Genomic DNA, 12507 nt, shown 5'->3' with positions numbered 1-12507 from the left:
GGCTGAATCCGGTTTCTCTCACTTCTCTGCCCCCTTGCGTCGTATCCCTTTCTGTCAGTTAAGACGTTTCATTCACTGTAATCAGCTCGATTTTGCGGGAAGGTTTCCGGCCATGCCTGGCGATTTCAGGCTGAAATCGCCAGAATCCGGCGTAACCCTCATATGCCGCTGACGGTTGAAACCGCCGTTTAAGCGAAGCATGACCGCTGACAAAGATTGGAGCTGGCTCTGCGCTATACTCACTTTTCATCTGCTCCGCATGCTGACCGGGATGCACCATGAATATATCAGACTCTGTGGCAGTGGCTGCTGCACTGCTGATTGCCACGCCACTGCATGCTGAAAATGCGCCGGTTTCATCCTGGTGGAATGATTTCACTGACGATGTTGCACAAACCTGGAACGCGCCTCAGCACACCGATCTCTATCTGCCGTTTATTAGCTGGCACGCACGCTTTATGTATGACAAAGAAAAAACCGATAACTATAACGAGAATCCCTGGGGCGGCGGTCTGGGTGTTTCCCGCTACAGCGACAGCGGCAACTGGAGTGCGCTTTATGCGATGGCGTTTAAAGATTCGCACAATGAGTGGCAGCCCATTGTCGGTTATGGCTGGGAGAAGGGATGGTATCCGGGCTCTGGTCAGGATTTCCGGCTTGGTGCCGGATTAACAGCGGGTATCACCGCGCGTGAAGACTTTGGCAACTATATTCCGCTGCCGATTATATTGCCGCTGTTCTCTGCCGGTTATAAAGCGGTGAATGTCCAGTTCACTTACATCCCCGGCACTTACAATAATGGCAACGTGCTGTTCGCGTGGTTTCGCTATGCCTTTTAATTTTTCAGGAAAGGATTTATGACCCGGAAGTTGAAAACTGTTACGCGCAGACTCTGGCATTCAACGCTTGTTGTGGGTTTAGTATTACTGCTGCTACTGATCATTCGCATCTATGAGGCGGAACGTGGCCCGGAATTACATCGCTGGCACACCTGGATTCCGCATGAGCTGACAGTTGAACAGCTCGATAAAGCGGGTTACACCGATTATCTTAATGCTGAAAATCATCTTTTTTATGAGATGAAGCAGCAGGTCACTGACAAACTGGATGCGGATGAGAAAACCCCGCTCAACCGATATTTTTCCGGCAGTCTGATCTATCCGGGTCATTTTGCACAGGACTGGAACCGTTCCTATATTCTGCTTCCGGCGGGCACGCCGCTTGGTGCAGTCGTTTTACTGCATGGTCTGACCGACAGTCCTTACAGCCTGCGTCATATCGCAGAAATCTATCGCCAGCAGGGGTATGTGGCCATAGCGATCAGGTTACCGGGTCACGGGACGGTGCCTGCGGGCCTGACCGATGTGGACTGGCAGGACTGGATGGCGGCTACACGCTTAGCGGTGCGCGAAGCAACCCGTCTGGCGGGCACCCGGACGCCGCTGCATCTGGTAGGATTCTCTAACGGCGGGGCGCTGGCGGTAAAATATGCGCTCGACAGCCTGGGCGACGCCACGTTGCGTCGTCCGCAGCAGCTGATTCTGTTATCACCGATGATCGGTGTCACTCGTTTTGCGCGGTTTGCCGGGCTTGCGGGACTGCCCTCTGTTTTCCCGGCCTTCTCGAAAACAGCCTGGCTGAACATCGTGCCGGAGTTTAATCCGTTTAAATACAACTCTTTTCCGGTGCACGCTGCCCGGCAGACCTATCTGCTGACGCAGGCGCTACAGAAAGAGATCCAGCACTACGCGCGTAATCAGCAGTTGTCCGGCTTCCCGCCAGTACTGACCTTTCAGTCGGTCATGGACTCTACTGTCAGCACGCCGTCGGTGATTCGCTCGTTATACAATTATCTGCCAGAAAACGGCAGTGAGCTGGTGCTGTTCGATATCAATCAGGCCGTCAGCGTCAGCCCGTTATTCCGTCACTCCTCATACACGGCAGTGAATCAGCTCTTACCCGCTGCCCGTCGGCATTATTCTTCCACGGTGATCACCAATGCTGCCGCCACGACGCTGGAAATGGTGACCAAAAGCGTGCCTGCCGGTGAGATTCAGGAGCGAATCCAGCCACTGGCCATCAACTATCCGGCCGGGCTTTACTCGCTGTCGCATGTGGCGATCCCGTTCCCGGCTGAGGATGGTCTCTACGGCAGTGCACCTGCGAAGAAGAATGAATTTGGTATCAGTTTTGGTACGTTGTCACTGCGAGGCGAGAGTGCGGTGCTGATTGTGGGGCTGGACTCGATTATGCGCGCGACCTCTAACCCGTTTTATCCTTACATGATTAACAGAATCGATCACCACATCGGTTGCAGTGACAAGCCGCAACTGGCGACCTGCCTCAGCAGTTTCTGAATCAACCAGGCCCGCATGATGCGGGCCTGGGTTTATATCGCGTTCAGCTTTTCCATTACCTCATCCGACAGGTGCAGGCTGCCACTGGCCAGATTCTCTTTGAGGTGTTCCGGTGAGGACGTGCCGGGAATCAACAGAATATTGGGCGAGCGCCTCAGCAGCCAGGCCAGCGCCACCTGCATCGGCGTCACATTCAGGGACGCAGCAACGTCATTAAGCTGATCCGACTGTAATGGCGAAAAGCCGCCCAGCGGGAAAAACGGCACGTAAGCGATGCCCTGCTGCGCCAGCTGATCCACCAGCTCATCATCCTGTCGATGCGCCTGGTTATACATATTCTGCACGCAGACAATGGGTGTCATCGCCTGGGCTTCAGCGATCTGCGTGGCGGTGACGTTGCTCAGGCCAATATGCCGAATCAGCCCGCGCGCCTGTAATGTCAGCAGCGCCTCCAGCTGGGGTGCCAGAGAGCCCTCTTTCGGCTTCGCCGGATGTAGCATACTGCGCAGGTTCACCACTTCAATCACGTCCAGCCCCAGATTGCGCAGGTTATCTTCCACCGCCTGAGTCAGCGCTTCAGGTTCCATCGCCGCCAGCCAGCCGCCTTTAGCATCTCGGCGGGCACCCACCTTGGTCACAATTGTCAGATCCTGTGGATAGGGATGGAGCGCCTTTTTGATTAACTGATTGGTTTCGTGCGGGCCATAAAAGTCGCTGGTGTCGATATGATTGACGCCCGCCGCGATGGCGTCGCGCAAAACCTGAATTGCCCGGGCTTCATCTTTTACCGGCCCGAATACACCTGGCCCGGCCAGCTGCATTGCGCCGTAGCCGAGACGGTTAACTTCACGATCGCCTAACGGATAAGTCATGGTGATATCTGACATGAAAACCTCCTGCGTGAATGTAGATTAATTGTAACGGTGATTCAGCTGTGCAACTATCCGGTGAAATCAGGACAGGCTGTACGGGGTGATGCACAATGGCGATCGATATGGCGCTGCTGGATGCTATCGTGGCAGTGGCGAAAGCGGGAGGATTCCGGGAAGCCGCGCGTATTACAGGCAGCAACGCGTCACGCCTGAGCGATGCGGTGCGGCGGGCAGAACAGCAACTGGGTATCCGACTGTTTCACCGGACGACACGCACGGTAGTACTGACTGAAGCGGGCAGGGCGCTGATGGAACGTCTGTTGCCCGCCATGAATGAAGTTAATGCCGCGCTGGATGCGGTTAATCGCTATCGCAACACGCCAGGCGGCACGCTGCGGCTGAATGTTCCGGTCAGTGCCACCCGGCTGGTATTGCCCGGGCTGGTGCCGGAATTTCTGCGGCGCTATCCTGATATCCGGCTGGAAATCGTGGCTGAGAGCAGCGTGCAGGATGTCTTTCGTGACGGCTGCGACGCCGGAATTCGGTATGATGAGCGGCTGGAGCAGGATATGGTGGCGATGCCCATTGGCCCCCGGCAGCAGCGGTTCGCGCTGGCCGCGTCTCCGGCTTATCTTGCGGAACATGGCCGACCCGATCACCCGCGCGATCTGATCCATCATCGCTGTCTGCGTGGCCGTTATGCCAGCGGCATCATGGCTGACTGGACATTCAGCTGCGACGGAGAAGAGATCAGCTTTGAAACCGGCGGGCCGCTGGTAGTGACCGTCGGCGGGGCAATGGATCTGGCTGTAGATGCCGCGATTGCCGGAAGCGGGGTGATCTATCTGTTTGATGAGTGGCTCAGACCGGCCCTGGACAGTGGCAAACTGGAACCGCTGCTGCAACCCTGGTGGCTGACCTTTTCCGGCCCGTGGCTTTACTACAACGATCGCCGTCTGATTCCGGCTCCGCTTCAGGCGTTTATCGATTTTGTGCGCGAAATAAATGCGCGCGAAAAACCTGTCAGCTATACCAGCTGAATCCCTGCGGCACCCGTGAAAAACCGGCGTGTCGCAATGCGTTAAGCAGCGGTGACTGCGACACCGCTTCACCATCTACCGTCTCCAGCGTAAAACTCGCGGGCTTTTCACATTTCAGCGCCACGCCCAGCGCCGCGACTGCGGTCTCAAGCTGTTCAGGGTCATCGCTGAACGTCAGCAACTCTTTTCCTCCCGGTGTCAGAAAGAGCATCAGCGCGCCGCCTGCGATCACGACCCGCGCACCCTGGCGACGCGTGGGGCGTATACCGCTGGCATGAACTGGCCAGCTCAGCATCGCGCCAAACGGATTCGCGGGATCGAGTGCAGCCAGCGTCACTGCCTCAGTGGCATCGGTTGGCGCTTCGGCCAGCGCCCGCAGCTGCTCAATGGTCTGATGGTCAGCAAACTGGGCACCGCCGGACCCGGCGACAAACTGTCCGCGCAGCAGTCGCCCGGCATCTTCCATGCTGCGCAGTACGGGCTGTAACGCCGGAAATCCACCGGGGATCTGCTCTGAAACTGCACTGCCTCGCGTAATCACCCCATAACGATCGAGCAGATTTTCTGCCAGCGAAAGAGCCAGTCGGGCAGGCACAATCTCCTGCCGGTTAATCTGTGACCAGCGCCCGGCCAGCGTGTTGACCGCTGGACGGCGTGCGGGCAATGCGCCAGGCGTAAAGCGCTGTCCAAAGCGGGTGCGCGGAGTGCGTGCCGGACGTGAACGGGTCATGCCTGGCGTGCTCAGCAGCCCACGTACCGCAATCCAGCTATCTGCCGTGACATAGCCCCGCCACACCAGTTGCCACAGGGCGTCATGGATGTCGGTGGGTTGTGCCTCCGGCTGCTCCATTTGCGCCATAATCTCATGAACAAACCACGCGCCGCCGCGGCTCAGTGCATCAAGTGTCGCCTGCTGGATCGGCGTAAGAGGGGTGGCGTCAGCCTCCGGCAGCGTCTCAGCGGCGAATTCTGCCAGGTGAAGCGAGATCAGACCATCATTCTGTCCCAGCGCTTTATGTCCGCACCAGATCACCTCGCCACTGGCTAACAATTCATCGAGCATTGCAGGCTGATAGTCGGCTATTCTGGCGCGCAGGATTTGTGACTCCCACAGCGAGGCGGGTAACGCCACGCCCGCCAGTTGCTCTATCACCCGCAGCAGCCCGCTGACCCCCTGATGCGCGTGGTTAAGCAGGCCATGTCGCGTCAGCAACAGGCTGACCCAGGCGGCGGGTGAAACCGGCCGGGTTGCTTCGCGCGCTGATTGCAGTGAACGTAAGCGCAAGCGTTTGAAGATCTCTGAGGAAACCCACTCCGTTTCCGATGTGCCCGCTGCCGCACCTGTGTTCAGCAGGCTGCCCTGTTGATACAGGGTTAGCAGCACCGCATTCACGACGGCCACGCCCAGACCGAAATGGGTCGCCAGCTGTCGGGCGGTGAATAGCGTATGGGTGCGGACGTAGCGGTTCACCAGATCGCGTAGTGGATCGGTCTGAGGCTCCAGAAATGTGTCGGGCAGATCGTCAGGCAGCTCAGTGCCCAGCGCATCGCGGAGGCGAGACGCATCTTCAACAACTGCCCAGCGCTCTTCACCCGCGAGCGTCACCGGAGTTATTCGCCGGGCATGAGAAAATAACGCGACGGCTTCTGCGATTTGCGGGTCATTGCCACTGAACCGCGCCGAAATACCGGCAACGGAGAGCGGGCCGAGGTCACGCAGCAGATCGATGATGCCTTCGGCGTGTTGTGCCTGATAGCGGGAATCAATGCGCTGAAGTTCCTGGCCGACCTGCTCAACCACGTCAGGTGCCAGCAAATCACGCTTGCTGGTCTGGCCGAGCAGTTCACCCAGCAGATTGCTGTCGAGCGCCAGCAGTGAGGCGTTTCGTTCAGCCTGTGGGGCATCGCTGGCGTAGATAAATTCTGCGATATAGCCAAACAACAGCGGGGCGGCGAAAGGCGAGGGCTGTTCGGTCGTCACCTCGACCAGCTTTACGTTTCCCTGTGCCAGCTGTTCCATCAGCTGGTGCAGAGCAGGCAGATCGTAGACATCCTGCAGGCATTCGCGTGCGGTTTCAATCAGGATGGGGAAATCATCATACTGCCGCGCGACGTCCAGCAACTGACCGGCGCGCAGCCGCTGCTGCCAGAGTGGTGAGCGCTTACCTGGATTGCGTCTCGGCAACAGCAGCGCGCGTGAGGCACACTCCCGGAAGCGGGCAGCGAACAGTGCCGATTGACCGACACTCTCCGTAACATCCTGAGTGAGCTGGTCGGCGTCGAACATAAACAGGTCAGCGCCGGGAAGATGCCCTTCGCTGGCGGGAAAGCGGGCTACGATGCCGTCATCGCTGGCTGCGACGGAAGCATCAATCCCCATGCGGAGCTGGATCCGGGCAGAAATCGCCAGCGCCCAGGGCGCATTAACCCGTTTTCCCCATGGCGAGTGCAGGATTACCCGCCAGTCGCCAGTTTCGTCCCGGCAGCGTTCAATCAGCAACGTGCGATCGTCGGGCAGTACGCCAGTCGCGACACGCTGTTCAGCCAGTAAAGCCAGCAGATTTGTCACGGCATGGGTATCCAGCCCCAACGCGTGCAGCTGTTGTTGCGCATCATCCGGTAAAGCACTGTTCAGGTTACGCAGAAACAGCCCGAGGCTGGCACCTGAATCGGCAGAACGGCCAACGCCCTCACCGCGCCAGAAGGGCAGACGAGCCGGACGGCCTGGCGCGGGCACCACCAGCACCTGATCGTGCGTGATCTGCTGAATGCGCCACGACGTTGCACCCAGAGTAATGATGTCGTTGACCCGCGATTCATAGACCATCTCTTCATCCAGTTCGCCGACCCGACGAGAGCCCGCCTGCTCTTCGCCTTCGGGCAGGATAACGCTGAACATGCCGCGATCGGGAATGGTGCCGCCGCTGGTCACGGCCAGATTCTGAGCGCCGGGTCGCGCCGTCAGCAGTCCGCTCTGGCGATCCCAAACCAGCTGTGGCCGCAGCTGAGCAAAATCATCTGACGGAAACTTACCCGCCAGCATATCAAGTGTGGCATCAAACAGCCGACGCGAGAGAGTGCGGAATGGATCGGCCCGGCAGACCTGTGCATACCAGTCGTCAGCCTGCAGAGGATCCATTGCCACGGCGGCCAGCGTCTGCTGCGCCAGAATATCGAGCGGGTTACGGGGCGGAGCCAGCGCATCGAGGTGACCCGCCCGCATCGACTGTAATATCACGGCCGAATCCAGCAGATCGCGCCGGGTGCGGGGATACAGGATGCCGGTGGAGATGCCGCCGACCTGATGTCCGGCGCGACCCACACGCTGCAGGGTGCTGGCGACTGACAGCGGAGCGCCCACCTGGATCACCAGATCCACCGGCCCCATATCAATGCCCAGTTCCAGACTGGAGGTCGCCACCACGCAGCGCAGACTGCCCTGCTTCAGGGCAGCTTCGATCTCACCGCGCTGTTCTTTCGAAACGGAACCGTGGTGGGAGCGGGCAATCAGATCGTCGGCGCGCTCTTCATCCTGATTTTCAGCAGGGATCTGCTGCGCCAGATAACGTGCATTGAGCCGCGCCGTCAGCTTTTCTGCCAGACCACGCGAATTCACAAACACCAACGTGGCGCGATGGGCCATTACCTGCTGCAGAATGCGCGCCTCGATATGTGGCCAGATCGATCCGCTTGCAGTGCTCGCTTCACCAGTCAGGTCATCGGCGCTGGCAATATCGGTCATATCCTCAACCGGCACTTCGATCGTCAGGTGCAGTGTGCGATCGGCGGCCGGATTTACCACCTGAACCGGCTGACAGCCGCCGAGAAAGGCCGCTACCCGTTCAACCGGTCGCACCGTGGCGGAAAGCCCGATGCGCTGGGCGGGCTGTGGCAGTAGCGCATCCAGCCGCTCCAGGCTCAGCGCCAGCTGTGAACCGCGCTTTGAACCTGCCACCGCATGCACCTCATCGACAATCACCGTGGTGACGCCCTGAAGCGTAGTGCGTGCTTTGGAGGTCAGCATCAGAAACAGCGATTCAGGCGTAGTAATCAGGATATCGGGCGGACGACGCAACAACCTGGCGCGCTCTGCGGTGGGGGTATCGCCGGAGCGCATACCGATATTCAGCGCGATCTCAGGTTCATTCAGCACCTGCCGTTCGGCGTAGACGCCTGCCAGCGGCAGACTCAGGTTGCGCTGCACGTCGGCTGCCAGCGCTTTGACGGGGGAAATATAGAGAATGCGGGTGGTCGTTTCGCGTGTGGGAGCAGGCTGGTCAGTTCTGACCTGAAACAGCGTGTCGATGGCGGTGAGAAAGGCCGCCAGCGTTTTCCCGGAACCGGTAGGCGCAATCACCAGCGCATGCTCTCCGCTGGCAATAGCCTGCCAGGCCGCCTTTTGCACCGGCGTCGGCGCAGCAAAGGCGGCAGAAAACCAGCGTCGGGTGGCAGGTGAAAATCGGGCCGGGACCGTATCAGATTGGGATTTCGACATCATACTCACGGCATCACGCAGAGATTGCGCCTGAAATTAATCCGTTGAGTGTAAGTGAAAATTGCCGTTTATGGATGACGCGGCCGATCTCTGGCCGCGTCAGCGGAGTTTAAGAGCAGGCCGTGCCGGCTAACGCGCGACCTCTGACCGCCAGGAGTGACACCAGCGCCAGCACAATAAGGGTCATGCCATAGAACCAGGCGGTCTGGGTCAGCCCGATATGGGGTGCGGCAATACCGGCCGCAATCGCGGGCAGGGCAAAGGCGAGATAGCTTTTGATCAAAAAGGCGGAGAACAACCCGGCGCGCTCATGACTCTCCGCTAACGGCATGATGATCTTCAGCACGCTGGAGAAAATCGATCCAAACCCCTGACCCGCAATGGCGGTGCCGAGATAGAGCAGGGCCACGCTGTGCATAGAAAGGCCTGTCAGTGTGACGCTGACACCCGCTATCAGCATCAGCGTACCAATAACCAACGCCCGCGCGGGCGGCAACGGACGAAAGAGTAATACGGCTGCCGTTGCACTTAGCATCAGCGTTGCCACAATCGAGCCGGCGATAAACGGCGACGTCAGGCCGGTTGCATTTGCCACCATCGTGGGCATCAGTGACAGATAAAATCCGCCCAGCATCCATGTTGCGATGTTTACCGGCGTCACCTTCAGCAACGGGCCCAGTGCGCGTCGCGGAATGCTCACCTGAGGCCGCAGCGCGGCCAGTACACCCGGCTGAGGTGCAATCGTTTCAGGTATCAGGGGCAGAAGAGCCATCGCGACTATCATCAGCACCATCAGCAGTGCGTAAATCGTGACCGTAGGAAACGGCGCAAAGCTGACCAGAAAGCCACCTGTCAGCGTGCCAAGCGTCATCCCGAGAAACGCGGTGAACGAATTTAGCAGGGGTCCACGCGTTTTACTGGCGTCAATCAGGCTGGCACCGAAGGTCGGCAGTGCAATACCCGTAGCAAAGCCCTGTACCAGTCGGGCGGCAATCAAGGTCGAAGCCGAACTGGCCACCATAAAGATTACCAGCGCGACCACGTTAATCGCCAGTGCCAGCAGCATCAGCGGACGGCGGCCGGTATAGTCCGACACTTTACCCACCGTCAGCAGCGCGGCCAGCAACGCGAAAGCATAGGCACCAAAGATCAGCGTCAGCATGGTCGGTGTCAGATGAAACAGGCTGCGATAGAGCGGGTAGAGCGGCGTTGGCGCGCTGCTGGTGGCTGAGATCAGCGCCGCACCGGTAAAGCTAAAAAGCGAGGTGCGGGTAGCCGCCTGCGGTGTCAGGGTAGGGTTCATGGGAGTCACCTTAATGCAAAGGATTAGCTTTTAATAAGGTATACGGTGATTCTGAGCTTAATGCAATATCTTTGCTTTAACGTTTATTGCGGTGTGACTTAGTGTCACCTTATGCTAAGCTATGTGTTACTAAGTTACACACCGGAGGACTCATGGCATCAACAAAACTTCGTCAGCAGGGCGGCGCTGTCGTGCTGACTATTCCCAGTGAGATTGCTGCCAGAGCAGGCTGGACCGTGGGCATTGAGCTGGACGTGACCGCTGAGGGCGAAACCGTGAACATTGTGCCGGTTACGCGTGTACCACGCGGTCGCCGGACAGTTGCTCAGTTGCTGGCCGGTATTGATCAGCTGGAAATCCAGAGTTATAACGACGAGGCCGTCGACGGACTGAATGACGCGCCGCAGGGCAGGGAGCATATCTGATGGTTTCAAGGAGGGTGCCGCAGAAGGGCGAAATCTGGCACGTTAATGGTGATCCGGTTGAAGGGCGTGAGTTTAAAGGGCCGCATTATTATCTTGTTATCTCTCAGCGCGAGTTAGTTGCGGCTCTGGGTACGGCAGTTTGTGTGCCGGTGACAAGCGGCGGCGTCGCGTCGCGCTCACAGGGAGTGACTGTGTTTCTGGACGGTAACAGCACAGATACCGGCAAGGTGACCGGCGTGGCGCTGTGCTATCAGGTGCGTTCGCTTGACCTGACAGCGCGCAAGGCAAGCTATGCTGCCAGGGTAGAGCCACATGTTATGGATGAAATATTGTCTCTGGTTGTAGACCTTATCGACCCGCGATAAATAAAAGCTGGCTGCCAGTTATAAATTACAAGTTAATTAATTCCGGGGAGGCCTGACACTCTCGCAGGGCTCCGACCGCAGGTTCATGATCATCTGCGGCCCGAAAGTATAAGCACTTCCCTCTTCAGCACGCTGCCTGAAGTGCAACCCGCAGGAGCTTAGTAAAGCGAGTTTTTCAATCGCTCTGGCAGCGCTTTGTCGTAGGCATCGCCATCGATTTCCGCAATCTGTTTAAGAATCGAGCCGGTGCTGGGTAGCGACTGCCGCGCAATCTGCGTTTCAGCGTTCCATAACCCGGAGCGGATAATCGCCCGGCTGCACTGAAAGAAAACGCTCTCCACGTGGATGCAGAGCACGGTTTTCGGCAGCTGATTATTGACAGCAAAGCGTTCAAGCAGCGCCGGGTCGGTGCTGATCGCCGCCGTACCGTTAACGCGTAGCGTCTCGCCAATGCCAGGAATGAGAAAAAGCAGTGCGACCCGATTGTCCTGCAGAATGTTGCGCAGGCTGTCGATGCGATTATTGCCGCGTCTGTCCGGCAACAGCAGAGTTTTATCATCTTCGATTTCGATAAATCCGGCCGGATCGCCGCGCGGTGAAACATCCAGTCCCTCCGGTCCCGATGTTGCCAGCGCTACAAAAGGCGAGGCGGCTATGAACGGACGATAGGCGGGATGAATATAATCGGTCACCTTAGCCACAGAAGGCCGGGCGACAGTGCCATAAAGACGTTCAAGTTCGGCCAGTTCCGTCACTATGCTGCTCTGTTCAGCCATGTTTGCACTTTCCTTTCATTGATCAGCGTCCTCAGGACGCTGACGATAAGACACCACAGATCCGACGCGCAGGTTTAAGCAGGACTCTAACACCAATAGCTGCAGAGTCAGAGATACTGCACTGTCCTTTGTGATCACTATTCACTATGATCTGTGAATCCCGCTTAAACAGAAAGGGATTACCAGGCCCGGCCTGTAAAATCCAGGTGTTGGTATCAGAACAACCTGCTGATATAAAGGATTAACCTGATCAGTACCCATAAGGAGCAAAGGATGGTTTGGGAATCAGAGCGGTTGCTTTACAGATTTACCCTTCGTGAGGATCTTGACGACCTGTTCAGAATTTATGGCGACCCGGAAACGCATAAATTTAACCCGCGCGGCCCGTGGCCTGACAGGGAATATGCTGTTCAGGCGATGGAGCGTATACAGGATAACTACCGGGATCAGGGGTTCGGCGACTGGACAATATTCGAGAAAGCCCATCCGGAAAAAATTATCGGCTTTGGTGGCGTCTTCAGAAGCCAGTTTGACGGCCGTCAGACCAATAATCTCGGCTACCGGTTTGAGCCAGATGCATGGGGAAAAGGATATGCTACTGAGCTTTCACGCAGAGCCATTCGCTACGGATTTGAGGAGGCCGGACTCAGCGTCATCACAGGCGTGGTGCGTGAAAACCATCTGGCTTCGCGCCGGGTGCTGGAAAAAGCAGGCTTAACGTTTTTGAAAAAGGTTAACGATCTCGAAGGGCTGCCTCCCAGCCTGATGTATGCCCTGAGCCGCCGGGAATGGCTTGACGCTGGCAACGCGCTTAACGTCTGACTTTCCACTTTACAAGTCGGGCGCAGCGTTGTCTGCGTCCTCTTACAGTCTT

Annotated in this window: 10 protein-coding genes; 6 read left to right on the top strand and 4 right to left on the bottom strand. The window is 57.7% G+C overall.

What is annotated here, in order from left to right; translation table 11 throughout:
- Positions 1-278: 278 nt before the first annotated feature.
- Positions 279-839, top strand: a complete 561-nt coding sequence (pagP, locus tag FA92_RS19945) for a lipid IV(A) palmitoyltransferase PagP (protein WP_033784870.1) — start codon at positions 279-281, stop codon at positions 837-839.
- Between the two features lie 18 nt (positions 840-857).
- Positions 858-2357, top strand: coding sequence for an alpha/beta hydrolase (locus tag FA92_RS19940; RefSeq protein WP_033784869.1), 1500 nt, complete (start codon positions 858-860; stop codon positions 2355-2357).
- Between the two features lie 32 nt (positions 2358-2389).
- Here the strand turns inward: FA92_RS19940 and FA92_RS19935 are convergent, their stop codons facing one another.
- A complete protein-coding gene (locus tag FA92_RS19935) occupies positions 2390-3244 on the bottom strand; it encodes an aldo/keto reductase family oxidoreductase (protein WP_033784868.1) in 855 nt (284 codons plus the stop codon).
- A 95-nt stretch (positions 3245-3339) separates the two neighbouring features.
- Here FA92_RS19935 and FA92_RS19930 point away from each other — a divergent pair, with 95 nt between their 5' ends.
- Entirely contained in the window at positions 3340-4269 is a 930-nt protein-coding gene (locus tag FA92_RS19930; RefSeq protein WP_033784867.1) for a LysR family transcriptional regulator, read from the top strand.
- Here the strand turns inward: FA92_RS19930 and FA92_RS19925 are convergent.
- Positions 4253-8767 (bottom strand): ATP-dependent helicase, encoded by a 4515-nt coding sequence (locus FA92_RS19925; protein WP_033784866.1) that lies wholly within the window; start codon positions 8765-8767, stop codon positions 4253-4255. The genes FA92_RS19930 and FA92_RS19925 overlap by 17 nt on opposite strands.
- 106 nt (positions 8768-8873) lie before the next feature.
- Positions 8874-10067: an MFS transporter gene (locus FA92_RS19920; RefSeq protein ID WP_033784865.1), complete on the bottom strand. Its 1194-nt coding sequence runs from the start codon at positions 10065-10067 to the stop codon at positions 8874-8876.
- A 152-nt stretch (positions 10068-10219) separates the two neighbouring features.
- Here FA92_RS19920 and FA92_RS19915 point away from each other — a divergent pair, with 152 nt between their 5' ends.
- Both FA92_RS19915 and FA92_RS19910 read left to right on the top strand, forming a co-directional pair.
- Positions 10220-10492, top strand: a complete 273-nt coding sequence (locus tag FA92_RS19915) for an antitoxin (RefSeq protein ID WP_033784864.1) — start codon at positions 10220-10222, stop codon at positions 10490-10492.
- The gene (locus tag FA92_RS19910) at positions 10492-10857 is read left to right on the top strand and encodes a type II toxin-antitoxin system PemK/MazF family toxin (RefSeq protein ID WP_033735363.1); all 366 of its coding nucleotides are present in this window, start codon (positions 10492-10494) and stop codon (positions 10855-10857) included. The genes FA92_RS19915 and FA92_RS19910 overlap by 1 nt, the downstream gene beginning before the upstream one ends.
- Before the next feature lie 158 nt (positions 10858-11015).
- Here the strand turns inward: FA92_RS19910 and FA92_RS19905 are convergent, their stop codons facing one another.
- Positions 11016-11633 (bottom strand): pyridoxamine 5'-phosphate oxidase family protein, encoded by a 618-nt coding sequence (locus tag FA92_RS19905; RefSeq protein ID WP_033784863.1) that lies wholly within the window; start codon positions 11631-11633, stop codon positions 11016-11018.
- 273 nt (positions 11634-11906) lie between these two features.
- Here FA92_RS19905 and FA92_RS19900 point away from each other — a divergent pair, with 273 nt between their 5' ends.
- On the top strand, positions 11907-12455 hold the full coding sequence (locus tag FA92_RS19900) for a GNAT family N-acetyltransferase (protein ID WP_013196482.1): 549 nt from the start codon (positions 11907-11909) through the stop codon (positions 12453-12455).
- Positions 12456-12507 lie beyond the last annotated feature (52 nt).

Origin of the sequence: Pantoea sp. 9140 (assembly GCF_000745295.1) — a bacterium.
Lineage (GTDB): Bacteria > Pseudomonadota > Gammaproteobacteria > Enterobacterales > Enterobacteriaceae > Pantoea > Pantoea vagans.
The sequence above is the reverse complement of the archived record's forward strand: the minus strand, read 5'-3'. Positions and strand labels throughout refer to the sequence as shown.